Raw genomic sequence first — 26,068 nt, 5'->3', positions numbered from 1 at the left:
CCGCTCATGAAGATTGCCGCCTCGCCTCGTGATGTTTCCTCTTCCGCCCGCCGTCGTTATCGGCGTATTCGTCTCAAACCCCTGACACAGGCGATCGCGCTGGCGCTGATGGTGGGCAATGCCGAAGCGGGGTCTCGGCCATTCAGCGCGCAATGGTTCGATTCCATGAGAGAGAGCCGGGCCGAGCATACCCAACGTCCGGCCAGCCGCCCCCATCAGCCGCCGCCGCTGGCGCAACAGCAGCATGGTCGGGAAGTGCGGCAATCGTTCGAACGGATGACGAGGACGGCTGCTTCCATTGCGGCGCAGCAGGCCGCCGCCCGCGCTGCCGCCGAGGCCGCGGCCGCGAATGTGCCCAACGGCCTGGGGCAAGGTGGTCTGCAAGTGGACACCGATGCCTTGACCGCCGGCTGGCATAACGCCGAAGCGCCACGGCAAAGCCAGGATGGAGACCGTACCCGGGTGACCATCAAACAGACCGACAAGAAAGCCATCCTCAACTGGGAAACCTTCAACGTGGGGCAGGACACCACGGTGCGCTTCGATCAGAGCGGCGGCAACCGGGATGGTGGCAACGACTGGTCGGCCCTGAACCGGGTCAACGACCCCAATGGCCGGCCCAGTGAAATCGCCGGCCAGATCAAGGCGGAAGGGGCGGTCTATCTGATTAACCGCAACGGCATCGTGTTCCATGGTGGCAGTCAGGTGAATGTGCGCAATCTGGTGGCCTCCAGTCTGAGTTTGTCCGACGAGCAATTCGAAGCCGGCATCAACACGCCGTTGTACTTTGAAAAAACCGGTGGCGGCCATTTCGGTATCCCCCAGTTCGGCGCCTATCCGGATCAGGCCGGCAGCCTCTACAGCGGCTTGCATGACGAAGGCCAGCCGGCGCGGTTTGAACCCGGCGAAGCGCCCGGTGAAGTGATCATCCGCAAGGGCGCCCGCATCGAGTCCCGCGACGGCGGCAAGATCATGGCGTTCGGTCCCAAGGTGGAAAACCACGGGACGCTTTTCGCCCCGGATGGTCAGGTGATCCTGGCCGCCGGCGAGAACATCTGGCTGGCGGAGTCGGTGGACCCGCTGCAAGTGCGAGGGCTCGATGTGGCGGCGTCGGCTCCGGCGCCCTGGGCGTTTGGCCATGGCCAGATGATGGGGGCCCTGGGCATTGGCCGGGTGGTGGGGGCGCAGCGCGAGTTCGTCGAGGGGATTCGCGACGAGGTGATGCCGGCCATGCAGCAACGCGCCGCGGAGGTGGGCTACGCGGTCACCAACACCGGTCTGGTCAGCGCCGACCGTGGCAACATCACGATGGTTTCCCGGGAGGTCAATCAAGATGGCGCGCTGATGGCGTCCACTGCTCTGGATAACCGCAATGGCAGTATCCGTCTGCAAGCGTTCGGCCAGGGCATGCTCAGCCACAGCACGTCGCTTGAAGGGACGCCGGTGGTGCATTGGGCGGCGGGCAGACTCACCCTGGGCGAAGGCAGTTTGACCCGGGTGCTGCCGGATGCCGGGGACCTCGACGAGATTGAACTCTCCGCCCTGGAAACCCGTTATCAGACCAGCCGGGTGGAACTGCAGGGCAAGGAAGTGGATATCCGTCCGCGCGCTGATGTTTATGTGCCGGCGGGGGAAATCGACCTGCGTGCCGCTGAACTGCCGTTCTATCTCAACAGCGTGGTCAATTCCGGCAGTGACAGCGATTACGCCGGTGACGGCAGCCGTATCCTTATCGGTGAGGACGCCTATCTGAGCGTGGCCGGGCTCACCGATGTGAGCGTGGAAATGGCGCGGAATTTCGTCGAGGCGGAACTGCGTATCAATGAACTGCGCGATTCGCCGCTGCAGGCGGGCTCCTGGCTCTATGGCCGCACCATTACCGTGGATCGGCGCGACAGCGGCTTGTTCCGCAGCGGTGTTATGGCCGGCGTGCTCTGGAACAAGGATGAAAACGGCGCCGATGCGCCCGGTCTCTGGGTGGGCACGCCGCTGGCCGATGTCAGTGGTTGGGTCGGCACTGGCAGCACCGATCTGGCGGAACTGTCCACCATTGGTGGCCGCATCAACATTCAAGCCGGCGGCGATGTCATTACCCGCGCGGGCTCCATCCTGGATGTGTCTGGTGGCTCGGTGCGTTACGAAGGGGGGTGGAACCAGTCCACCGTGCTGTTGGGAGCGGATGGCCGACGCTACGATATCGCCAATGCTGATCCGGGGATCCTGTATCAGGGTATCGCCGGAGAATACGCCAGCGAGCATGCCCGCTGGGGGGTGACCCGTCGCTGGATGAATCCGCTGGTGCGTGGCTACCGCTACGAAAACGCCTACACCGAGGGTCGTGCCGGTGGTGCCATCGAGATTCGCTCCGGTTCCGGCATGGTGCTGGAAGGGGGCTATCGCGGTGGGGTCGTGCTGGGTGAGCGCCAGCGTGGCCTGGGGGACGCGCCCAAGGGCGGTACTCTGGAACTGGGCGGCGTCAGTCTCGAGGACCGTAAATGGTCCCCCGGTCGGGTCGTGGTGGGCGGGAATCCGGTGCGTCTCGGTGACGATTTTGATTTTGACTCCCCGTTGGGCGGGGACTTCGTCGATGTTCCCGATCCGGACGAACCGTTCAACTTCCGCATGCGCACCACCTACCTGGACTCGGCGACACTGGAGGAATCCGGGCTGGGCGAAATCATCATCAACATGAGCAATGATTTCACCCTTGAGGAAGGCACGTCCATGAACCTGACCCCGGGTAGCCGCTTCTACGCCCGGGGTAACCTGTCCAAGGATCAGGCTGCCGACGTGCGCATCAATGGCGCCATTCATATCGCCGGAGGGGAGATCCTGATTAGCTCCGATGGTGACGGTGAAATGGTACTTGGCGCCAATAGTGTGCTGGACACCAGCGGGCAGTGGATCAACGAATTCCTGCAACCGGAAAATGCCCGGGTGGTAGTGGACGGCGGCTCCGTGCGACTGATCAATGGCGTCAGCAGTGCCATGACCGTGGAAGACGGCGCCGTCATTGACGTGTCCGGCGGCGGCCTGGTGACGGTCAAGGACGGCGGGCAACGGACCCTGACCGTGGGCGATGCCGGCCGGGTGCAACTGGATCGCGTGGACAGTGACTCGGTGGAGCGGCTGGATATGCGGGCCTACGCCGCCGGTTCCGCGGGCACGTTGGATATCGCCACCCATTTGCCGGTATGGCTGCAAGGTTCGCAAGGGGATGAGGAGGGCATCTTCTATCTGCCGGAGCATCTTTATGCCGCCAGCGGTTTCGGCAGTATTCGCGTGTTCAGCCGGTCCACCGAAGGGCTCACTGTCGCCGCCGACGCGGACGTCGAACTCAGGCCCGTGCATCTGGATATGAGCCGGATCGCCTGGAGCGAACTGTCCACCGGCACCGATCTGGCCGACGCGGTGCCCCTTGGCGTGCTGCGGCCCGAACAAAGGGCGGAACGTGCGCCGGCTTCACTGGTGCTGGAGGCCGACGCCCCGGTACGGGTGGAGCAGGGCGCTCGTCTGGCGGTGGATATCGGCGGCCGTCTGGAAGTGCTGAGTACAACGTCAGGCCGCACCGGCCATCTGGAAATGGGCGGCACCCTGGTCGCGCCGGGAGGAGACATCCGCTTGGCGGCCTCCGGAGGCGAATTGGTGTTGAGCGACAGCGCCCGCCTGCTGGCCCCGGGGGCTTCGCTGGTGTACGTGGAAACGAACACCGGCCGTCGCGTCGGCAAGGTGCTCGACGGCGGCGAGGTGGACGTGTCCGACGCCGGTTTCGTCACCATGGCCGAAGGGGCGGTGATTGATGTGTCCGGTACCCGGGAATGGATCGACGGGGCCGGAGGCCGTAATCCGGTGGTATTGGCCAGCGATGGCGGGCGCGTGAACTTCAGCGGCATCGGCTTGCTGGCGGGGACGGTGCGAACCGATGCTGGCGGCGCCACCGCCCAAGACGGTGAGATCCATGTCCGGGTCCGTCCCGCCGAGGGCACGTCGCTGTTGGATACGCTGGCGGGCGTGTTGGCGTTCGCCGACCCCGGGTGCTACGGGCTGGAAGGCAATGCCTGCGATTACGCGAACTGGGAAGACGCCCTGGATATCGATTGGGCGCCGCTGCTGGGGATTGATTCCGAGCAACCGATTACCCTGCCATCGGCGTTCATCAAGACGCTGGCCGCCGCCGAGGGACGCAGTGGCGGTCTGGTGATTTCCGAGACCGCATCCGGTGGTGAAACCGCCGCGGAAACCGTTCGCCCGGCCGACTTCGGCATCACCGAGGAAACGCTGGATGTGTTCCGTGACCGCCTGCTGTGGGGGTCGGATGCGTTGCGCCAGGAGCTGGCGCCCGGGCAGACCTTGGCGATTCGGCCGTCGTTGTTGAATGGCGCCGGCGAAGTGCACCTGTCGGTCGACAGCGGCGCGATCAAGCTGGGCGGGGTGTCGCTGTCCGCCACCTCGGCCCTTCATATCGATGGCACCCTGGATCGCGGGGACGGCGGTGGCGCTACTCTGACGGCGCCGCGCGTGGTGCTGTCCGGCAGTTACGACGGCGGCCTGGACGATCTGTCCGATCCTCGGGCCAGCGACCGATTGCTGCTGGACGCGGAACTGATCGACGTCGTCGGTGGCAATTATATTGGCGGCTTCGCCGATACCGTGCTGCAGGCCGAAACGGTCCGCTTTTCCGAAGCGCAGGCGCAACTAAGTACCCCGGGTGCGCTGCGCCTGCGGGCGGACAGCATTTACCCGGACAGTGGCACGGAAGCCATCATTTACAGCCGCGAGCGGTTGGCACTGGAGCGCTATCGGGGCGGCCCCGCCGCCGTGCCGTTGTCCGCCGGTGGCGCGCTCCGGCTGCAGGCGCCGGTGATTGATCATAACGGCGTGTTGCGGGCACCGTTCGGGCAAATCGAACTGGTGGCCGGCGACAGCCTGACGCTGGGCGGGCAGAGTCTGACGTCGGTCTCCGGCGCTGGTGTCGTGGTGCCTTACGGGGAATTGTCCAACGGCGAGCACTGGCTGGATCCCACCCGGCCGCCCGGCACCGGTGATGCCGAACACTATCTGGCCGCGCCTCCGGAAAAACGCATCCTGATGGACTCCGACCAGGTCACGCTGGCGGAAGGGGCGGTGATCGACCTGAGTGGCGGCGGGGATCTGCACGCCGCCGAGTTCGTGCCCGGTCCCGGCGGGTCCCATGATGTGCTGACCTTGCCAGGGATGTACGCGGCGTTGCCCGGGTACGACGGACCGGCTCCGGGGGTGGAGGAGCCGGTACGCCGGGTATGGCTGCAGGGCGGCGGCCTGGAAGCAGGCTGGTACACCTTGCTGCCCGCGCGCTATGCGTTGCTGCCTGGGGCCTTCGCGGTGCAGGCCACGGATATCCCGTGGCTGGGCGGCGAGGGCAAGGTGGCGCCCCAGCGGGATGGCTCCGTGATTGTCGCCGGCCGCGAAGGGCGTCGCTATGGTCCCGGTGAGGACGAGGTCCCGTCGGTGTGGCGGGTGATGTCCGGTGACGTGGTGCGCCAATACACCGAATACAATGAAGCCCTGGCCAACACCTTCTTCTCCTCGGAGCAGTTCGCGCTGACCCGCTACCGGCTCACCGGCAACGACATCGTGGTGCCGCGCCTGCCTCGTGACGGCGGTGCGGTGGTGTTCGATGCCGGCCAAAGGCTGCGACTGGACGGGGAACTGCGTTCCCAGGCGGATACGGGGGGGCGCGGTGGCCTGGTGGACATTTCCAGCGCCCGAATCGCAGTGGTCGGCGCCGGGCAGGACCGGGCCGATCTCACCGCCGGTGGCTATCTGATTCTCGACAGCGATGATTTGTCGGCGTTTGGTGCCGGCAGCCTGTTGCTGGGCGGTACCCGGCGTGGCGATGACCAGGGGGTCCGGGTTGATGTCACCGCCAGCGAGATTCTGGTCCGCAATGACGAAGAATCGGCTCTGCGTGGACCGGAGATCATTCTCGCCGCCAGCGACACCGTCACCCTGGAAGACGGAGGGGTGATCGTTGCCGAAGGCGATGCCGGCGGCGGTGCGGAAGATTTGCTGGTCAGCCCGCGGGAGGCCGCGCAGTACCAGGATCCGGATGGCCAGTTGGATGACAACTTTGATGGCGTCATCGACGAGCTGGACGCCGCCGATGATATCTTCGTCGCCCCGGCCCGGGATTGGGGGGCGCTGGTGCGGGTTTCCACGGGCCCGGCGGTCCGGGTTCGCCGGGAGGGGGTCGACACCCATGCCCCGGGGGTGGTGGACATCGGCGCCAACGCGCGCCTGGCCGGTGGTGCCGCGCTGTTGATCGACGCCACCCGCACCACCAACTTGGCCGCGTCCGCGCGGCTGGCCGGGGAAGAGCTTTCGGTGGCCGCCGGCCGTATCGGCTTCGGCGGTGGTGGTGAAGGTCTGATTCTGGATCAGAACAGTCTGGCGCGCTTCGCTCAATCACGCCGGCTGACCCTGCGCAGTTACTCCTCGTTTGACTTCCATCGCTCGGTGGCGCTGGACGCCGCCGGCCTGGAATGGGTGACGCTGGACGGCGCCGCCCTGGTCGGACATGGCGATCAGGGCATCAGCCTGCGCGCCGATACCATCGCCTTGCGCAATACTGGCGGTGGTACGCCGGTGATGTCCGGCTCCGGCACGGGGCGGTTGTCCCTGGATGCCGGTGTGCTGCGTCTGGAGGATGGCGACAAATCCCTGGCCGGTTTCGACACCGTGGATATCCGGGCCCGGGACTATGTGCTCGCGGTGGGAGAGGGGGACCTGCGCGCCGCCACCAATACCTTGACCCTGGATGCACCGGTGGTGACCGGCGCCAGTGGCGCCATCCACAGCCTTGGCACCGATGGCCGGTTGCGGCTGATAGCGTCGTCCGCCATGGGCGATGACATGCCGATGAACCACCTGGGGGCGCAACTGAGCCTGGAAGGGCGCAGCGTGGACATCGCCGGTCGGGTGATCGCCAGAGGCGGATCCGTGTCGGTGCACAGTACCGGTGGCGATCTGGTGCTGGCGGAAAGCGCTGTGGTTTCCGTGGCGGGGGCCGCGCGCTACTTTTTTGATCATGCCGAGGACGCCGGAGCCGGAGAGATTCGCCTGTCCGCCCTGGGAGGCGATGTGCGTCTCGACGCGGGCAGTCAACTGGATCTGAGTGCCGAGGGGGCCGGTGACGCCGGCACTCTGACAGTAGCCGCGGCGGACGGCGGCAGCGTCAGGCTGGACGGTGACATGAATGCCCGGGCCGGTGGCAGTGGCCGCGCCGGGGCGTTTTCTCTGGATATCGATACGCTGGCGGATTTCGCCGGTTTCAGCGAGCGTCTCAACCAGGCCGGTTTCAATCGGTCCCGGGAATTCCGTATTCGTCAGGGCGATGTGGTACTGGATGGTCAAACCCGGGTGGAAAGCCTGCGGGTTACCGCCGATGCCGGGCAGGTGCGTGTCGCCGGCACCGTGGACGCGCGCGCCCGCTATGGCGGTGAGGTGAATATCAACGCCGGCAATGGCATCGCCATGGAGAGTGGCGCGGTGTTGCTGGCCGGCGCCACCGGGGATCTGGGCAGTGGCCGGGTGATGTTGGACGCGGTGGGCGGTGTGCTGGATCTGCGGGGTGGCGTGATCGATGTCTCCGGTGGTGAGCGCGGCAAGGTGCGGTTGCGTGCCGATCGCAATGCCGCCAATACCGACCTGGCCGTCGAGCACCTTGACGTCGAAGTCGTGGGCGCACGGCAAGCGGTGCTCGAGGGGCTGCGACGTTATCACAGTGATTCGGTGAGCGCCGTACGTGATCTGGTGGTGACGGAAGCCAACGCTTTCGCCGCCAATGCCGGCGCCATCGGCCAGCGTCTGGGCAATGACGACTTCATGGTGATGCCCGGTGTGGAAATTCACAGTGACGGTGATTTGCGTGTCGGCATGGACTGGAACCTGCACGATGACTTTGCCGGAGCCCGAAGCGGCAGCCTGATTCTGCGCGCCGCCGGCGACCTGATCGTTGACGGCCACCTCAGTGATGGCTTCGGCCGTGCCGATCGTGCCGGCGAACAGCTGGCGGACGTGTCCTGGGATCTGAACCTGATTGCCGGGGCCGATCTGACCTCGGCGGATCGGCTGGCACTGCGATCCTCCGGAGACAACGGCGACCTGACCGTGGGGACGGTGGATGCGGACACCGGTGAGGCGCAAGGGAAAATGGTCCGCACCGGTAGCGGCGATATCGCCGTGCGGGTGGCCGGTGACCTGATGCTGGAAGACGCCGGCTCGGCGATTTATACCGCCGGACGCCGGGACACCACCGCATGGGATGACTTCACTACCGCCCGGGACGGGGCCAGCTACGGCATCGAAGGGGGGCATCTGTCCGTGGTGGCTGGTGGCAGCATCCAGGCGCAGCCCTCGGACCAGAGTTTCGTCGACTGGATCAAGCGGCAGGGCAACGTCAACGAAGGGTTCTATTATGGTGTGGCACCGCCCTTCCTGTCGGCACCGGAGCAACCCAGCTGGTGGGTGGATTACGGTGCCTTTGAGCAGGGGCTGGGCACGCTGGGGGGCGGCAACCTGAGCGTCCGCGCCGGCGGTGATCTCAATGACCTGAGGGTGGCGCTCACCACCAACATGCGCATGCGTGGCGGCCGTACGGCGGACGAACGCAAACTCATGGAAGTGCGCAATGGCGGCGCGCTTTCCGTGGAAGCCGGCGGAGCAATCCGGGGTGGCCACTACTATCTGGCTCGAGGAGAGGGGCGCATCAACGCCGCCACCACCGCGGAAGGGCGCTCCGTGACGGTGTCCTACACCGATGATCGTCCCCAGAAAAGCTATGATCTGGCGCCGGTTGTGTCCTTGGGGGATTCACAGTTGATCGTGCGGACCAGCTCCGATCTGCGCCTGCAAAGCGTGGTGGATCCGCTGTTGGTGCGAGATTACCGGGGCATTACCGAATCCCGCGAAGACTTCGGCGCCTATATGTCCGGCTATACCGATCGCACCAGCCTGGATCTGGTCTCCGTGGGCGGCGACGTCACTCTGGTCAATCAGGGCGAGTTCATTTTCCGCGATGTGACCCTGGGGCACGCGTCGTACCCGGATGTCGAATTGGTGGGAATAGGCGCCAACCGTTACCCGGCGATGACCCGGGTGGCGGCCCTGAACGGTGACATTCACCTGCACGACTTGATGTGGCTGCTGCCGGCCCGGCAAAGCGATTTCCGGCTGCTGGCGGCAGGCGACATCACGTCCACCAATCCGAACCGGGGCAACAACGACTCTTCAGTGGTCATGGCGCGCGCCACGCCGGAAATGATGCCCAATCCCTACCTGCCGGTGGGCGGTGACGGCTACCCGTTGCAGATCAACCTGGATGCGGTCCTGCGCAACCAATACAACGGTTATCTGAGCGGCACCCACGATGGCTATTACCAGGAATTGGGCAACCCCGATGTTCTGCCGATGATCGGTGATGATCAGCCGAGTCTGATTTACGCGGCCGGGGGCTCGATCCAGAATCTGGACGTGTTTGCCTCCGAAGCGCTGTGGGCCCGTGCCGGTACCGACATCCGTGCTATCTCGCTCTATGGACGCAACCTGCACGCCACCGACACCACCTGGATCGATGCCGGCAACGACATCGTCGCCACGTCCGCTTCAAACTGGCGTAATCAGGTGATACAGGAAGGGCCGGGTGCGCTGTTGTTGTCGGCGGGACGGGATATTTACGCTGATCGCATCGCTCTCATCACCCAGGGCAATCGTGCCTATGACTATAACAATCGTCCGATCCCGGACAGTGAAGTGCGTGGCTTGCCGGAGCAGGGCGCGTCAGTGACGCTGATGGCCGGTCTGCGCGGTGAGCCTCGTTATGAAGCCTTCCTCGATGCCTACCTGGACCCGGAGCGGATGGCGGAGATGCCGGACTACCTTACCGCCACCCTGGATGACGGCACACGGGTGCCGCTGTACTGGCTGGAGCGCACCGAGGTCCGTGGCGATCATGAGAAGGTGGTGCAGCGCGGTCTGGTGTCCTATGTCCGGGAGGTGACCGGCGAGACCCTGGCGCCGATGGCGGCCTGGGAACGTTTCCAGGGCTTGCCGGAATTGGCTCGCAATGCGTTCCTGCAGCGCATCTTCCTGCTGGAACTGAGGGAAGCCGGTCGCGATCAGAATGTACCCGGCGTTGATGATCAGCCGTTAAACGGGGGCTATAACCGCGGCTATGCCGCCATCAAAACCCTGTTTCCCGGCAGCGAATGGGACGGTGATGTGGCCGCCAACAGTCTGACCGTGCGCACCATGTCCGGTGGCGATATCAATGTGCTCACACCAGGTGGTGGTCTGCAGGTTGCTGCTCTGGGTGTCACCGTGCCGGATGGGGAAGGGTTGGTCACGCTGGGCAGCGGCCACATCAATGTGTTTGCCCACGACGACGTGGTGGTCAACCGCTCCCGTCTGTTGTCCTTCGTGGCGGATCAGTCCCGCCAGGGCAGCGATCAGATCATCTGGGCCACGGAAGGGGATATTGATGCCGGGCGTGGCGCCAAGACGGTACGCTTGCCCTCGGCGCCGGAAGTGGTCACCGACGCTGACGCCAATACCATCATGCGGGAACGGCCGGACATGAGTGGCAGTGGCATCGGCACCGTCGGTGATGGCGATGTCGACCTGATCGCTCCCAAGGGTACCGTCAACGCCGGCGATGCGGGAATCCGCGTGGCCGGCAATCTGAACGTGGCGGCCTATCGCGTGGTCAATGTGGACAACATCGAGGTCGGGGGCGAGTCCTCCGGTTTGCCACCGGTGATCTCGGTGAACGTGGGCGCGCTTACCGCCGCCAGTCAGGCCGCTGGCAGCGCCCAGCGAGCGGCGGAAGAGGTGACACGCCGGACTCCGCGGCGGCCGCCCTCGGTGATCTCCGTGGAGATTCTCGGTTACGGCCAGGAACGGCTGGAACCGCAACCCCGGCCGTCGCCGGTACCGGCACCACCACTGAGCTACAATCCGAACAGCGCGATCCGTGTGATCGGTGATGGTGACCTGAGTCCGCAGCAGCGCCGCGAGTTGACCATGGAGGAGCGCCGCCGCCTGTGACATGACAAGGCGCGCCGAGAACCGGCGTGTCCGCCAATCGCTGGTACCCGACCTTGTGCCTGGTGCCGGCTACCGCTGATTCCCCGTCATCCCGCCCCGGGGCGGGCCGTCATGAGCGTGTCATTGTGATGGCCCACCCTGGCGCCCCTTCTTGTGAAATCGCGCCGTCTTGCCTGCCGCGCGGCACCGGCCGTATTTGATCAGGTGCTAGCAGGCTCCGGATTGAGGTACAGTTAGCGTTTCGGCTTCGTTAGTGGCGCGGTCGTACCAGCCGGTCCGTCGGGATTCGGCCAGGCAAGTTCATTGGGGTAGTGGATTCATGACCATGGATGCCATGGAAAATAAACGTCTGTGTCAGCACCATCGTGTGCCTGGCAGGATGTCGGATGTTGGATCGAAATGATGCGTCGTGGTTTCGCCTTGGGGGCGGTGTTTGTTGTCAGCCTGATCCTGTTTCTCATCGTGTTGATGCCCGCGGCGGTGCTGGTGGAGCGTATTCCGCAACTGCGTCCGGGCGGGGCTCCGCTGACCCTGGCCGATGCCCGGGGCCGCTGGTGGAGCGGCTCCGCGGCGGTCAGTTGGCGCGATCAACAGGGGCGGGTGCGCTGGGAGGTCAATTGGCACGGATTGACGCCGGGGCTTGATCTGGCCATGGTATCCAACGATTTGGATGTGCAAGGCTGGTTGGGCGCTGCCTGGGGCGACTGGCGCCTGGAGCAGTGGCGCGCCAGTGTGCCGGTGGCGATGGTGAGCCGCTACATTCCCCAGGGCCAGGCCGATGGCACGGTGCGGATGACACTGATTGCCCTGGAACTCGCCGATGATGCCGTGGTCGATGCCAAAGGTACCCTTGATTACAGTGGGGGCACGGTTGGCTGGGGGCGTGGTGAATCCGCGCCGGTACCGCCTCTTCAGGGACGTCTGAGTATGCTGGAGGCCGGTCCGGCGCTGGTGGTGACGGATCCCGAGCAGAAGCAAGTGTTCGCCGCGCGGGTGGCGGAACAAAAACTGAACGTACAAGTATTCAGGGCGTGGCCCCAATTGCTCGGGGTCAGCCAGGGGGGGGATCCCTCCGATGTGGTGTTCCAGATGAGTCAGCCGTTCCTGCCGGGACGCTGAAATATAGCACTGGAAAAAAAACCGCATTTTTTATATTACGGTAATGTGTCCGCTGTAGGGTCGGTCGATGTCGGCACGCGTGAACGTGTGTTGATGGGGCAGGCCCGGGTGAACAAGGACATCCAGCCAGCCCAGGAGCGTCGGTTCCGGTACGAAAACGGCGCATATCGGTGGCGGTTGGTATAACGATAACGGGAAGTGACGCTTTTATGATTCAGTGGGCCCAAAGGGGAAACGCGCAGCAATGGCAGCCTCCGCTTCGTTTGGCGGTGATGTTGCTGTTGCTGGTGGGGCTCGCCTACCTGATCGCGCAGACCGTCTGGCTGCTGAGTTACGGTCCCAATGACCCGGTACCGGAATCAGGGCTGCGTACCGTGTCCGCCTCCGGGCCGGGCGGGGAGCGTCGTGGTATCTCCCCGTCGGAAATGGAATCCTGGAACCTGTTCGGGGTGTACCAGGGGCAGGAGGAAGCCAGCGACAAGCCCGTCGATGCTCCGGATACCCGCCTTAAACTGCAATTGCTTGGTGTTTTTCGCAGTCTGGATCGCAGCCAGTCTTCCGCCATCGTTGCTGAAAGCGGCGGCGATGCCGAACTGTACCGCATCGGCGATGCCCTGCCCGGCAATGCCACCGTCGAGGAAATTTACGCCGACCGTATCATTCTCAAACGCGTGGGGCAGCTGGAAACCCTGCGCCTGAGCGAGCTGGCCGCGCTCGGCGGGGTTTCGGTATCGTCGCGGCCGGCACCTCCTCCTCCGCCAAGACGATCCCAGGAGACGCCATCGTCCACTGAGGCGGACCTTGGCCAGCAGCGCACCACCCTGATTCGCCAGCTCGGACTCAAGGCCGTCGCCGGTGGCGAGAGTCAGGGGTATTCGCTGGGCTCTTCCGCGCCAAAACAACTGATTGAGCAGGTCGGCCTGAATCAGGGCGATGTGATTTTGTCGGTGAACGGGTACCCCCTGGGCACCGAGGAAAATGACCTGGCGGCGTTGCAGTCGTTCCAGGAGTCCCAGAGCGCCACCATCGTGGTACAGCGTGGCGATCAGGAATTCACCGTGAGTTATCCACCGTAGCGAGACCTTTATGGAGCCCCTGAAACAGCACCGCGGAGTTTCTGCCAAGAGGCTCCTGGCACCGGCCCTAGGCAGCATCCTGGCTGTCCTTGTTGTGTCCGTGAGCCTGCCGGCCCACGCGCAGCGCGCCGGCCAGGACCAGGTGGTGCAGAATGCCGATGGCAAGACATGGACCGTCAATATTCGCAATGCGGATATACAGGCGTTTATCAGCCAGGTGGCGGAGATGACCGGCAAGAATTTCGTGGTCGACCCGCGGGTCCGGGCCCGGGACGTGACGGTAATATCCAATCAGCCGCTGACGTCCGCCGAGGTCTACGAACTGTTCCTGTCGGTATTGCAGGTGCACGGTTACGCCGCGGTGCCTTCCGGTGATGTGGTCAAGATCGTCACCAACACCACCGCCAAGCAAAGTAACTTGCCGATGACCGAGGCCAACGAGGCCGGCGGTGAGGAACTGGTGACCCAGGTGATCGCGGTGCAGAACTCTCCGGTGGAGGAGTTGGTGCCGGTACTGCGGCCCCTGGTGCCCCAGTACGGCCACCTGGCGGCGGTGGGCTCCGCCAACGCTCTGATTATCAGCGACCACGCGGACAACATTCAGCGCCTGCGCGCCATCATTCACCACCTCGACAATACCGAAAGCGAGGAGGTGGAAATTGTTCAACTGCGGCACGCTTTCGCCGGCAACATGGTGTCGTTACTCGATCAACTGGTCAGTAGCACGCAGGCGGCCGGGGGCAATCGCCGTGCGCCGAGAACGGAGTCCGCCACGGTGGTGGCTGATGAGCGCACCAACCGCCTGATCCTGAAAGGTGATCGGGCCACCCGGGCGCGTTTGCTGCCATTGATTACTCGATTGGATACGCCGTCTTCCGCCTCCAGCCGGGTTCAGGTGATTCGCTTGAGCCACGGTGATGCCGAGGATATGGCCGAACTGCTGATGAATTTCGCCCAGGGGGCGGCGGCGGTGCGCAAGGGCGGGGAAGGCTCCGGCGCCGCGGGCGGTGCCAGTGGTGCCGCCGTGGCCGGCACTGGCGACAACAAGGTGTCGATCCAGGCGGATGCGTCACTCAACGCTCTGGTGGTTCGAGCCGAGCCGGAAATGATGAACGAACTGCAATCGGTGATCAGTCAGTTGGACGTGCGCCGCACCCAGATCCTGATTGAGGCGGCGATTGTCGAAGTCACCGGCGACAAGGCGGACAGCCTGGGCTTTCAGTATCTGGCCGGCAGCAGCAGCGGCGGCTATGGCGGGGTCAATTTCTCCGGTCAGGGGCTGAGCGTGCAAGGGCTGATTCAGGCCATGCTTACCGACGATCCCACCAATCTGACGCTGGGCGACGGTATCGCCGCCGGTTTCGGCGAAACCGATGCGGATGGCAACCTGCGTTGGGGCGCACTGGTTCAGGCCCTGGCCAGCACCACCAATACCAACCTGTTGTCCACGCCCAGCATCCTGACACTGGATAATCAGGAAGCCTCCATCATCGTGGGGGAGAACGTGCCGTTCATTACCGGGCAGTCCACTTCCTCCAGTTCCACCACCGCCAACCCGTTCACCACCATCCAGCGGGAAGACGTGGGGCTGACCCTGAAAGTAACTCCGCATCTGGCGGGTATGGATACCATCCGGCTGGAACTGGACCAGGAAACCTCCGCGGTGAAGGATGATTCCTCCGCCTCCGATATCATCACCACCAAACGCCAGTTGACCACCACGGTGCTGGCGGATGACGGCCAGACCATCGCCCTGGGCGGTTTGATCAGCGATGATGTGCAGAAGACGGTGCGCAAGGTGCCGTTACTAGGGGATATTCCGCTCCTGGGCGTGTTGTTCCGCTCCACCAGCGAGACCCATGTGAAACGCAATCTGATGGTCTTCATCAAACCGACCATCCTGGAAAGCAATGAACGTCTGGTGGAGATGACGCGCGACAAGTACATGGGGATCACTGCCATGCAGTTCAGCGTCGATGAGAATGGCGAGTTGGTACAGGAAGTGAAGAACCCGCTGCCTACCCGGGTCGATCGCCTGTTCAATGGCCGTACCAGCACCTCCGACGACTATCGCCGGGCCTATGAGCGTGAGCAGCAGCGCAGCGCCGATGAGAGTGTGGTGCCGCCGGCCTCCGGACCGGTGATCAACGCCGAACAGGGCTCGGCGGCGCAGAACAACAAGTCCGGCGACGAACAATAACCCCCTCTGGAAGCGGTTGGAGTCCCAGCCGCTTCCTCTCCTTCCTTTCAGAGCTTTTCGGTGAGTTGGCGCTTGTTCAGACGAGAGAGGCGCGGGCTATTCCGATGAGGTGGCGTCCAGGGCCCGCAGATTGTTGAGGACCCGCCGGGTTCTTTCCAGTTTCTTGTTGAGCTCCACGTTGTCGGGTGCAAGGGGCTTGAGTTCCTGCCAGATGGCGTACGCGGCTTGGTATTCACCACGGGCGTAGAGGGCATCCCCGGTGGCCATATCCTTGGTGTAGCGTTCACGGCAAAGCGTCTCCACCTCGTCGCGTAAAGCGGTGAGATGGTTGTTGGGGGCGGACCGCAGGTACTCCCGTATCGCCAGCAGGTCCTTCAGGGAGCCGCTCTCGCGGTAGGCCGTCATCAACGACTCAGAGCGTTCCCGTTGGCGTTGAGTCTGTTGCTGCTCGGCCCTTTGGCGTGCCCGGGCCAATACCTGTTGCGCCTGACCCAGGGCCTCAGGCGCGGGTTGATCCGGCTGCAACTGATGCGCCAGATGCAAGGCCCGTTGCGCCCGTGACCAGTCGCCTTGCTCGGCGTACGCGTTACCCACCTCGGTGAGCCGCTCGGTCAAATCGGCTTTCATGGCCTGGCGAAGTTCAAGGGTTTGTCCCGCCTCCGGCAGGGTGTAGCCGGTGAGCGCGCTGTCCAGAGTGGCACTGTCCAACAGCGCGCGGGCCTGGGCTTGCCACCATTCGGAAAGGCGTTGCCGCAGGCGCCGGGCTTCCTGCTGGTGCAGTGATTCGCGCAAGGCCACCAGCGGGCCGGGATGGATCAAATGGCCGCCAGTGGACTCCAGCAGTCCCTGGGCGTCACGCCATTGCTCTTGCCCGGCCAGACGCTGCGCTTCCGCCAGGGTTTGCTCTCGGTATTCGCGGCTCGCCTGGATGATGTCTTCACGCTGTTGGCTCAGTTCCGGCTGATCCGGGTCTTGCAACAGGCGCGCATCCAGCATGGTCAGCGCTTCCCGATAACGGTGTTCATGGAGCGACTGTTGCAACGACTTCCGGGTAACCTCCGGTGGTGGTGGCGTGGTCTGGCATGCGCTCAGGGCGACCAGTCCGGCCAATAAAAGAAGAGAGGGGCGGCGCGCTGAATCAGGACGATGCACGGTGGCCGTCCGTGTTGAGACGGGTCAGGAACTGGGCGATCCGTTGCTCCATCAGGGTCTCGGACAAGGCGTGCACGCCATTGACCCGGTAGGTGCTGACCGGCTCCTGCCGGCCGCGAACGCGCATTGAACCGTATTCCAGCGCCCGTACCCGAGGGGCAATGTTGGCGTCCTTGAACACGGCGGCGGCGGCGATGATTTCGCCGGCGGCGGCCATATTGGAAAGCCGTGATGCCAGATTCACGGTATCGCCGACCACGGTATATTGCATGCGATCGCGGGAGCCCAGGTTACCGGCCAGCATGGCGCCGGAATTGATACCGATGCGGAATTCCACGGTAGTCAGGCCGCGGGCCTGCCGATGTTCATTGAGGCGCTGGATCAGGCGCTGGATCATCACCGCGCAGCAGAGGCCATGGAACAAGTGCTCGGGATCCTCTTCCGGCACCCCGAACACGATCATGGCGCAGTCGCCCATGTACTTGTCGATGGTGCCGCGATAGGAATCCGCCGCCCAGGCGACGGCATCAAAGTAAACGTTGAGCATATGGGCCACCGCTTCCGGCGCCAGGCTTTCCGACAACCGGGTGAAGCCGACGATATCGGCGAACACCACGGTGGCGTTGACGTCGCGCCCGCCGAGGGTGACCTGATCCAGGTCGGCCATCATGCTTTTCGCCACCGAAGGACTGACGAAACGCTGCAGTACCCTTTCCACCTGATCTTTCTCCAGCATGCTGTGGGCCATGCTGTTGTAGGCTTCGATCAGCAGACCGATCTCGTCATTGCGGCGTTCACGAATACGGAACTGCAAGTCGCCGCGCCGCATGGCGCTGGTGGCGGCCAGCAGATCGCGGATCGGTTGGGACAGCCGGCGGCTGATCACGAAAGAAGCGATGATGGCGATCAGCCCCATGATCACGGTGGCGGTGATCATGGCGGTCCGGACTTCTTTCTGGGCCAGGGCGATAGGTTGATCGGAGAGAGTGATCGCCACCGCTCCGACCTGGGTATCGTTCACCGTTACCGGGGAAATATAGGTGCTCATGGGCGAGCCAGCCATGGTCCAACGGCTGATGCCCGCTTCGCTCAATGGTCCGCGCTGGGCCGGCTGTACCCCCGCTTCGTCGATCAGGCCACCGTTCCGGTCAAACAAGGTGGCGCCGTAAATATTGTCACTACGGACCAGATTGTTGATGTGCACCTTGAGCAGGAAGCGATCCTCGGCCAGCAAGGGTTCGCGGGCGGTATGCGCCAATTGGGAGGCGATGGCGCCACCGAAGCTGTCCGCCTGTTGGCGCATACGTTCAAGCTGATTGTTCAGCAGGAGGGTGCCGAGAACGGCCATGCCCAAAAGAATCATGGCGGAGATCGACAGACCCATCTTCCACGCCACCGGGAAGTAGGCGGGCAGATAAGGGCGCAACAGCCGGCGGAACCGGTGCTTCTTTTGTTGCGGTTGTTGTCTTGAAGGATCGTCCACGCTGCTGTTCCTAGAGCCCGTTTTGCTAGTGCCCGTCTTTGCTGAAGCTTGACCGGCGGTATCGCCGCACCCTTGCCGGGGATGGCTCATGCCCGGCAAGGGTGCCGTCGACACCGGATTGCTATTCTACCCGAATGGCCGCTCCGCGGAGGAATGGATCGGTGTGTGTCTCCGCCAGCGGCTTGCCAGGTTGTGGCTCCGGTGTCACATTGCCAGAATGACGCAGGTTAGGGAACCATGGAATGGGCCTCGTTTCCACCCAACCAGCATGACGGGCTTCGGTGTCGGATGCGTTACGCATCCGGTAGCCGGGTAGTTCGGGTTTATTGTCCCGGGAAAAGCGGGTTCCAGGAAATCACGATGGGATTTATACAAGAGCGGCGCGTGCCCGCCAACGGTCTGGATATGTTCATTGCCGAAGCGGGCGTCAAGGGCGCCCCTTTGGTGTTGTGTTTGCACGGCTTCCCGGAATGCTGGGCCTCGTGGCGCTACCAGTTGCCGGTGCTGGCTCAGTCCGGATACCACGCCGTGGCGCCGGATTTGCGCGGCTACGGCGAAACTCGTGGAGCGGCGACGGTGGAGGACTGCCGACTGTCCCGGTTGGCCGGGGATGTGGTGGCCTTGATCGACGCCCTCGGTGCTGAGCGGGCGGTGCTGGTGGGGCATGATTGGGGATGCGCGCTGGCATGGGAAGTGGCCAGGACCTATCCGGAGCGAGTGACGGCGGTAGTGGGATTGTCGGTCCCCTACGGCGGCCCCTCGCCGCGTGCGCCCACCGAGGCGATGCGGGAGCTGTTCGGAGATCATTTCTTTTATATGCTCTATTTTCAGCAAGCCGAAGTGCCGGAGCGGGAGCTTGGAGAGGACGTTCGCTATAGCCTGCGGGCTCTGTTTCACAATCTTTCCGCCGAAGGCATGGCCAACTTCCAGGTGGCGCCGGACGACAGCGGCGTGCTGGATTCCATGCGCGTGCCGGCTCGGCCCTCGCGCTGGATGCGTGAGGAAGACCTGGATTACTACGTGGCCCGTTTCGAGAAGACCGGGTTTACCGGTGCGCTCAACTGGTATCGGGCCATGGATGCGTCCTGGGAAGAAAGCCGCGCTGACGACAACTGGACGATCCCGGCGCCGGTGCTGTTTCTCGGTGGCATGCAAGACCCGGTATTGATGTTCAGTCAGAAGGCTCTGGCACGCATGCCGGACTATGTGCCGAATCTGAATACCGTGGTACTGGACCAGTGCGGGCACTGGATCCAGATGGAGCAGGCGGCGGAAGTGAATCGGGAGATGCTGGCGTTTCTGGCGGAGGCGGCCCCACCCGGAGTGGATCACCCCGAACCCTGATCTGTATCAAGGGCGTCCAGGCGCGGATCGGCGACTATTCTCTCCGGGGCGCAAGCCCCGCTGCGTATGCTTCCGGTATATCCGGTTTTTCAAGGCCCCACGGCGGGGCCTTTTTTAATGGTGCTGCGCGGGCGGAAAAGAATGTCTCCATCGGGGCACGGGTCTGAGAGAACTCTCTACCAGTGAATCCCCTTGAACAGCCGCGAGAAGGCCGCCTGCTCGCGGCTGATCCGTTTCGGCGTGCGCTCGCGCCGCCCCACCGCCGCGGCGGAGTCGGAGAACAATTTGTAGCCGGTGTTCATGATCGTTTCCGTGGCCCGGGGGGTAATGAAATGCATCACCTGGCCGAGGATGCCGAGACTGGTGGCGATCCGCTTGGGTTGACGCACGATGGCGTCGCAGATCATATCCGCCGCCTGGCTGGGGCTGATGGTTGGCACGTGATTGTACAGCTTGGTGGGCGCGATCATCGGCGTGCGCACCAGCGGCATATTGATGGTGGTGAAGCGGATGCCCTGGTGAGCCAGCTCGCTGGCGGCGCAACGGGTGAACGAATCCAGCGCGGCCTTGGACGCCACATAGGCGGAGAAGCGCGGTGCGTTGGTCAGAACGCCGATGCTGGAAATATTGATGACGTGTCCGCTGCCCTGTTCGAGCATGCTCGGCAACAGACGCATGATCAGCCGCAATGAGCCGAAGTAGTTCAATTGCATGGTGCGTTCGAAATCGTGGAAGCGATAGACCGAGTTGACCACCGAGCGGCGGATGGAATGGCCGGCGTTGTTCACCAGGATGTCGACCCGGCCGTAATCCGCCAGAACCTCCTTCACCAGATCATCCACGGATTCCAGCTTCGAGACATCGCAACGGTAGGCCCGGGCGATGCCGCCCACCTGCTTGATCTCGTGCAGGGTCTCTTCCAGTTTCTCCGGAGTGCGGGCCACCACCAGCACGGTGGCGCCGGCGCGGGCCAGCTTCAGCGCCGAGGCTTTGCCGATCCCGGAAGTGGCACCGGTGATCAGCACGATCTTGTCTTCCACCTTGTCCGGCAATGACGGCAGCGGCTGCAATTCGTCCTTGCGCTGATCCCGCTCGGGGTCCAGGTGGTTTTCCCAGAAGTCCCACAGCTGCTGGATGTAGCTTTCCAGATCCGGCACGCCAATGCCGCTGCCTTCCAGAGCGGCCCTGGCCCGTTGGTTGTCGTACTGAGTCGGGAATGCCAGGAACTGAACAATGGTGGGCGGGATGTCCAGACTTTCCAGCAGCTGGTTGATCAGTGCTTTCGGGGTCAGCGCGTTGACGCCTTTTTTGACGAAACCAGGGACCGCATTGAAGACGCGGTTATCCAGGCGCACCGGCATACGTGGCGCCTGGGCGGCGCCGGCGATGATATCCATCACCTCGCTGAAGTTATAGCTGCGCTCGGCGGTCAGGTGAAAACACTGGCCGTTCCCCTCCGGCAGATGGGCGATGTGATCCAGGGCACTGGCGACGAAGTCCACCGGCACGATATTGAAATGGCCGCTTTCCACGCCCACCAGCGGGAACCAGTTGGGCAGATAATCCTTGAGCTTCTGGATCAGTTTGAAGAAGTAGTACGGGCCGTCGATTTTGTCCATTTCCCCAGTCTGGGAATGGCCCACTACCAGAGACGGCCGGTAAATGCGCCAGGGGATCCGGCTCTCCTGGCGTACCAGGGCTTCCGATTCGTGCTTGGTCAGCAGGTAGGGATTGTCCAGGCCGGAGGCCTCTTCGAACATGTCCTCGGTGAAGGTGCCGGGATAGAGTCCGCCGGCGGCCACCGAGGAAACATGATGGAAACAGCCGGCCTGCAGCTGTTCCGCCAGTTTCAGGGTTTGGCGGGTGCCTTCGATATTGGTGTAACGCTGGGTGTTCTCGTCGGCATTGAGATCGTAGATCGCCGCGAGATGGAAGAAGTGGTCGATCTGGCCGGCCAGGTCATCCAGGTCCCGCTTGCTCAGGCCCAGGCTCTTTCTCGTCAGATCGCCGGTAATCGGCACCAGACGCCGTTCTTCCACGCCCAGTCGTCGCCGCAGAGCCTCCAGTTTGTATTCGGAGCCTGGGCGAACCAGGGCGAAGACCCGGCTGTCTTCCCGTTTCAGAAGCCGGGCAACCAGAAAGCGGCCGATGAAACCGGTGGCCCCTGTGACGAAATAGTTCATGGCGGTCAATCCCTCGTTAGCACGCACGATGTGTTGTAGAGCCTGTTTATGATCCTGCCGGGCACCTGATCGATGATGCGCCCCTTGCCCGGGCGATGCCAGCACGAGCCAGCTTCGCTTTTACAACTAACAACTGTTCGTTATTTTGTGATCATTATATCTGGATGTCAACATCTGCCCCCGGCTGTTGCAAGAAGCCTGCCTTTTATGGCTATATAGGGGTAATCAATAACTAACAGTTGTTTGTTGAAAATGACGGAAACCCTGCGACAGAAGCAGAAAAAGGAAACCCGCGAACGGATTCTGGGCGCCGCCCGGCAACTGATGGCCGGAGGGCGGGGCCTGGACAGTCTGGGATTGCGCGAGGTGGCCCGCGAAGCTGGCCTGGCCGCCACGTCCCTGTACAACCATTTTTCCGACATGGAAGCGTTGGGGCTGGCATTGATTGACGAAGCCTGCTTTCGGTTGCGTGTCGCCATGTCGGAAGGGCGCCGCAGCATGATTGAGATCGGGCCGCGCCAGGCGATCCAGGAGTTGGTGGGGCGCTTCGGCCGTTTCATTCTGTCCAATGAAGGGGAGTTTCGGCTGTTGCTGCAACAACGGCTCGGACGCAGCCGGCGCTATCGGGCGCGTATTCACAGTGAGCTGCAGTTGCTGGTGGATGAACTGGCCGAGGATATTCGTTCCGTGGTGGCGGCCCTGGGGCGCCCGGCGGTGCCCGCCGAGCGCGAAGCGGAAGCGGCGGTATCGCTGATGTTTGGGCTTGGCGTGGCGATGCTCGACGTCTCCCCGGCGCGGCGTGAGGAATTGGCTGCCAACGCGGTGGAGCAACTGGCGATCCTGGCTCTGGGAGGGCGCCGCTGGGCTCAGGGCGAGCGCCTCTAGCCGTCACCCGGCGGCCCGATGCGGCGCCATCAGCGGGCCGGCGCGATTTGTGCTACAATACGCTTCTTTCCCAATCTATCCCCTGGAGCACAATGGTAATCGTCAAAGGGCTCATTCCGGTGCGGGATGATCTGCGGGATGACGCCTTGGCACTGATTCAGACCCTGGCCCGCGAAGCGCGCCTGGAGGAAGGCTGCGTTTCATACGAAGTCTACGTACAGGCTGATTCCCCCCGGATCATCATGTTATGGCAGCAATGGCGCAATCTGGATGCCCTCGAGCGCCACTTCGATTCCGACCACCTGGATGATTTTCTCGACCGTATCCCCGACATGATCGACGGTGAAGTGCATTCATTGCGTTTCGACGTCACCGGTGAAGAGGAGGATGAGATCGAGGACACCCCGCCACGCCTCGACATGGTATTGGGAGACGATACCGTCCTGCATTGAGGCGGTATGTCGGTTTCGGCCATGGCGGCGTCCATTCCTTCCTGAGACCCTGTCGGTGAATCCCCTACACTGGGGGAACCGGACGTGGATAACCGAGAACAAACGCTCATGAAGACCCGTATCGATTCCGTGGATGACGTGATCGCCAGTTTTGCCCGCCAGGGCTACATATGCGATCAACGCACCGCGCTGGCGGTCTATCTGGCCGCTCAATTGCAAAAGCCGATTCTGGTGGAAGGCCCGCCGGGGGTGGGCAAAACCGAGCTGGCCAAATCCGCCGCCGCCTTTCTGGAAGCGCCGCTGATCCGCTTGCAATGCTACGAAGGGTTGGATGAGAGTCGCGCCCTGTACGAGTGGAAATACGGCAAGCAGTTGCTCTATACGCAATTACTGCGCGACAAGCTCAGTTCCTTGCTGTCCGACACGGAGAACCTGGAACAGGGCATGGCGCGTCTCGGGGACCTGGGGGACGCTTTCTACAGCGATACGTTCCTGGAGCCACGGCCGCTGTTGCGGGCGCTGCGCGCGGAGGAACCGGTGGTGCTGTTGATCGACGAGATCGACAAGGCGGATCAGGAATTCGAGGCCTTCCTGCTGGAGCTGCTCTCCGATTTTCAGATTTCCATCCCGGAACTGGGTACGGTGCGTGCCCGCCATCGTCCCCTGGTATTTCTCACCAGTAACGATCAGCGTGAGCTGTCCGACGCGCTCAAACGTCGCTGCCTGCACCTTTACATCCCCTATCCGGAACCGGATCTGGAGCGGCGAATTGTCGCCGAGCGGGTGCCGGAACTTGGTGATCGGCTGCGTGAGCAACTGGTGAGTTTCATTCAGCATCTGCGCGAGCAGGACATGAAGAAACTGCCGGCCATCTCCGAAACCCTGGACTGGGCCCGGGCCCTGGTGTTGTTGCACGCCGACAGCCTCGAGCCGGAGCTGGTTGAGCAGACGCTGACCCTGATCCTCAAGAACGAGCAGGACGTGACGTTGGCGCGTGGCCTGCTGCCGCACTGGTTCAGCAAACAACGCGCGGGTTGAGGGTCGACCCATGGCCGATCGTCGCTTGCATGAGTTCGTGCGCGCCCTGCGCGGGGCGCAGATTCGTATTTCTCCGGTGGAAGTGGAAGAAGCGCTGCGGGCCGCGGCGCTGATCGGTTATCACCCACGCGAACAGTTCCGGGAAACGCTGGCGCAAACTCTGGTCAAGGCTCAGGTGGACCGGGCCCGCTTTGATCAGTGCTTCGATGATTTTTTCCACTTCGAATCCATTGAAGCGGACGGCGATGAAGACGCCGAGGTGGGGGCTTTGCCCGACACCACCGATGTGGACACCGGGGACCTCTCGGAAGCCACCGCCAATCTGATTGCCCAGTCGCCGGAGCAATTGACTCAGAGTCTTGCCGAGGCCGCCGCCCAGCAGGATTTTACCGCCATGCAAGTGATCACCCAGCAGGGATTGTTCGCCCGGCAGTTGGTGATGAACATGGGAATGGGGTCGGTGGACGACGATATTCTGCGTTTGGCGGCGTCACCGCGCCGTCGGGATCAGAACCGGGCGGAGCAGTTGCGGGATTGGCGCCAGCAGGTACGGGAGCGGGCCAGCCAGTATGTGCGGCGACAATTCGAGTTGCACGGTCGGGCCCATGGTCGTGCGCTCAGAGAGCACAGCATGCGGGCGGCGCCGTTTCGTGAACTGCGCGAATACCACCAGATTCAGGATCTGGTGCGGCGCATGGCGCGCCGCCTTGCCGCTTTGCATCAACGGCGGCAAAAACGCGCCAAACGCGGCGCCATGGATGCCCGCCGCACTTTGGTCTCCAGCCTGCGCTATAACGCAGTGCCGGTGCAGTTGCACTGGCGCGAACGGCGCAAGCTGAAGAGCAAAGTGTATGTGATTTGCGATGTCTCCGGATCGGTACGAGAGGCGGCCCGGTTTCTGTTGCAGTTCCTCTACGCCATGAACGATGTTCTGCCCCAAGTACGCAGCTTTGCCTTCGCCGCCCGCTTCGACGAAGTCACCGATGACTTCCGTCAGTACAATCCCGAGGTGGCGGTAGGGCGCATTCTCGACCGGGTTTCTGGCAGCGGTACCGATTATGGCTACATGTTCGAGTCCTTCCAGGAAGTCTGTGGCCGGGAGATCGACCGGCGCAGCACAGTGATCATTCTGGGAGATGCACGCAACAATGACCTGCCCGCGGGCGAGGAGCATCTGGCGGAAATCTCGCGCCGTGCCCGCCAGGTGTTCTGGTTGAACCCGGAGCACCCGTCACGCTGGAACAGTGGTGATGCCATCATGGCCAAATACGAACCTTACTGTCGGGCAGCCCGCCGCTGCGCCAGCCTGAACGATCTCAGTCGTTTCGTGGATTACTTGTTGCGGGCGCTAAACAATTCACAATAGTTGAAGTGAAACTTTAAAATGCGAACTGCTTCGCTCGCTTTTAACGCCATTTAACCCCGCTCCCGAACTCCCCCGGATAGCATAAGTCACACCGTTGTAACCCGAGTGGTTCAACTCGCAAGTAAGGAGTGACTTATGTTGACCCGGAAATTCGCGACAGCAGTGGCCGTTACTTTCTCGCTCACCGCGGGTGGGGCCTACGCGGCCGGTCCCTTTATCGGTGGCAACTACACTCAAATGCAATACGAAAACGAGGAGTACGACAGCGACACGCTGAAGATTGACTCCGCTGTTTTCCGTGCCGGGTATGAGTTCAACGACTATCTGGGAATGGAAATCCGTGGCGGCGTGGGATTCGATGAGGACTCCCGGGGTATCGTCGACTTTGAAATGGACAACATGTATGGCGCTTATGTGAAATTGTCAGCGCCTCTGGCGGAATCGGTGCATCCTTACATCATCGGCGGCTATACCAAAATGAAAGGCACGGTGAAGGCCGAGGGGAGCCTGGCGGGCATCAATTATCAAGTGGATGACAGCCGCCGTTTCGAGGATCAATCCTATGGCGCGGGCATTGACGTGAACCTTACCGATACCCTGGGAATGAACCTGGAATACATGCGTTACTTCGACAAGGACGAAGAGGAAATTTCCGGAATCAGCGTGGGTTTGCGCTCGGCGTTCTAAA

Annotated in this window: 13 protein-coding genes; 10 read left to right on the top strand and 3 right to left on the bottom strand. The window is 63.0% G+C overall.

From position 1 onward, the window contains the following. The first annotated feature begins 6 nt into the window (after positions 1–6). From B5T_RS18570 to gspD, 4 genes are all read left to right on the top strand, one after another. Complete coding sequence (locus B5T_RS18570) at positions 7–11,082, top strand: filamentous haemagglutinin family protein (protein ID WP_041717124.1); 11,076 nt, start codon at positions 7–9, stop codon at positions 11,080–11,082. 399 nt (positions 11,083–11,481) lie between these two features. Next, on the top strand, positions 11,482–12,201 hold the full coding sequence (gspN, locus tag B5T_RS18565; RefSeq protein ID WP_014996072.1) for a type II secretion system protein N: 720 nt from the start codon (positions 11,482–11,484) through the stop codon (positions 12,199–12,201). A gap of 209 nt (positions 12,202–12,410) precedes the next feature. Next, positions 12,411–13,277 (top strand): type II secretion system protein N, encoded by an 867-nt coding sequence (locus tag B5T_RS18560; protein ID WP_041717123.1) that lies wholly within the window; start codon positions 12,411–12,413, stop codon positions 13,275–13,277. Between the two features lie 94 nt (positions 13,278–13,371). Next, a complete protein-coding gene (gene gspD, locus B5T_RS18555; RefSeq protein ID WP_014996070.1) occupies positions 13,372–15,477 on the top strand; it encodes a type II secretion system secretin GspD in 2,106 nt (701 codons plus the stop codon). A gap of 96 nt (positions 15,478–15,573) precedes the next feature. On the opposite strand, the gene B5T_RS18550 is transcribed toward gspD, so the two are convergent. Then, entirely contained in the window at positions 15,574–16,629 is a 1,056-nt protein-coding gene (locus B5T_RS18550; protein ID WP_014996069.1) for a tetratricopeptide repeat protein, read from the bottom strand. After that, a complete protein-coding gene (locus tag B5T_RS18545; RefSeq protein WP_014996068.1) occupies positions 16,616–18,112 on the bottom strand; it encodes an adenylate/guanylate cyclase domain-containing protein in 1,497 nt (498 codons plus the stop codon). The genes B5T_RS18550 and B5T_RS18545 overlap by 14 nt, the downstream gene beginning before the upstream one ends. A 360-nt stretch (positions 18,113–18,472) precedes the next feature. Here B5T_RS18545 and B5T_RS18540 point away from each other — a divergent pair, with 360 nt between their 5' ends. Further along, positions 18,473–19,456 carry an alpha/beta fold hydrolase gene (locus B5T_RS18540; protein ID WP_014996067.1) on the top strand — a complete coding sequence of 328 codons (984 nt, stop codon included), beginning with the start codon at positions 18,473–18,475 and terminating at the stop codon, positions 19,454–19,456. Positions 19,457–19,632: 176 nt separating this feature from the next. Here B5T_RS18540 and B5T_RS18535 read toward each other — a convergent pair whose 3' ends face one another. Then, positions 19,633–21,639 (bottom strand): SDR family oxidoreductase, encoded by a 2,007-nt coding sequence (locus B5T_RS18535; protein WP_014996066.1) that lies wholly within the window; start codon positions 21,637–21,639, stop codon positions 19,633–19,635. Positions 21,640–21,891: 252 nt separating this feature from the next. On the opposite strand from B5T_RS18535, the gene B5T_RS18530 reads away from it, so the two are divergent. From B5T_RS18530 to B5T_RS18510, 5 genes are all read left to right on the top strand, one after another. Continuing rightward, on the top strand, positions 21,892–22,524 hold the full coding sequence (locus B5T_RS18530) for a TetR family transcriptional regulator (RefSeq protein WP_014996065.1): 633 nt from the start codon (positions 21,892–21,894) through the stop codon (positions 22,522–22,524). Positions 22,525–22,616: 92 nt separating this feature from the next. Next, positions 22,617–22,976 (top strand): putative quinol monooxygenase, encoded by a 360-nt coding sequence (locus B5T_RS18525; protein ID WP_014996064.1) that lies wholly within the window; start codon positions 22,617–22,619, stop codon positions 22,974–22,976. Positions 22,977–23,084: 108 nt separating this feature from the next. Then, on the top strand, positions 23,085–24,014 hold the full coding sequence (locus B5T_RS18520) for an AAA family ATPase (protein WP_014996063.1): 930 nt from the start codon (positions 23,085–23,087) through the stop codon (positions 24,012–24,014). 10 nt (positions 24,015–24,024) lie between these two features. Further along, positions 24,025–25,380, top strand: a complete 1,356-nt coding sequence (locus B5T_RS18515; RefSeq protein ID WP_014996062.1) for a VWA domain-containing protein — start codon at positions 24,025–24,027, stop codon at positions 25,378–25,380. A gap of 135 nt (positions 25,381–25,515) precedes the next feature. Further along, positions 25,516–26,067: a porin family protein gene (locus B5T_RS18510; protein ID WP_014996061.1), complete on the top strand. Its 552-nt coding sequence runs from the start codon at positions 25,516–25,518 to the stop codon at positions 26,065–26,067. The last annotated feature ends 1 nt before the right edge of the window (position 26,068 follow it).

Origin of the sequence: Alloalcanivorax dieselolei B5, from assembly GCF_000300005.1 — a bacterium.
Lineage (GTDB): Bacteria > Pseudomonadota > Gammaproteobacteria > Pseudomonadales > Alcanivoracaceae > Alloalcanivorax > Alloalcanivorax dieselolei.
The sequence above is the reverse complement of the archived record's forward strand: the minus strand, read 5'-3'. Positions and strand labels throughout refer to the sequence as shown.

Excerpts from the sequence above, each read along its gene's own strand:
- B5T_RS18570 (WP_041717124.1), top strand. The coding sequence starts at position 7 with ATGAAGATTGCCGCCTCGCCTCGTGATGTTTCCTCTTCCGCCCGCCGT.
- gspN (WP_014996072.1), top strand. The coding sequence starts at position 11,482 with ATGATGCGTCGTGGTTTCGCCTTGGGGGCGGTGTTTGTTGTCAGCCTG.
- B5T_RS18560 (WP_041717123.1), top strand. The coding sequence starts at position 12,411 with ATGATTCAGTGGGCCCAAAGGGGAAACGCGCAGCAATGGCAGCCTCCG.
- B5T_RS18540 (WP_014996067.1), top strand. The coding sequence starts at position 18,473 with ATGGGATTTATACAAGAGCGGCGCGTGCCCGCCAACGGTCTGGATATG.
- B5T_RS18535 (WP_014996066.1), bottom strand. The coding sequence starts at position 21,639 with ATGAACTATTTCGTCACAGGGGCCACCGGTTTCATCGGCCGCTTTCTG.
- B5T_RS18530 (WP_014996065.1), top strand. The coding sequence starts at position 21,892 with ATGACGGAAACCCTGCGACAGAAGCAGAAAAAGGAAACCCGCGAACGG.
- B5T_RS18525 (WP_014996064.1), top strand. The coding sequence starts at position 22,617 with ATGGTAATCGTCAAAGGGCTCATTCCGGTGCGGGATGATCTGCGGGAT.
- B5T_RS18520 (WP_014996063.1), top strand. The coding sequence starts at position 23,085 with ATGAAGACCCGTATCGATTCCGTGGATGACGTGATCGCCAGTTTTGCC.
- B5T_RS18515 (WP_014996062.1), top strand. The coding sequence starts at position 24,025 with ATGGCCGATCGTCGCTTGCATGAGTTCGTGCGCGCCCTGCGCGGGGCG.
- B5T_RS18510 (WP_014996061.1), top strand. The coding sequence starts at position 25,516 with ATGTTGACCCGGAAATTCGCGACAGCAGTGGCCGTTACTTTCTCGCTC.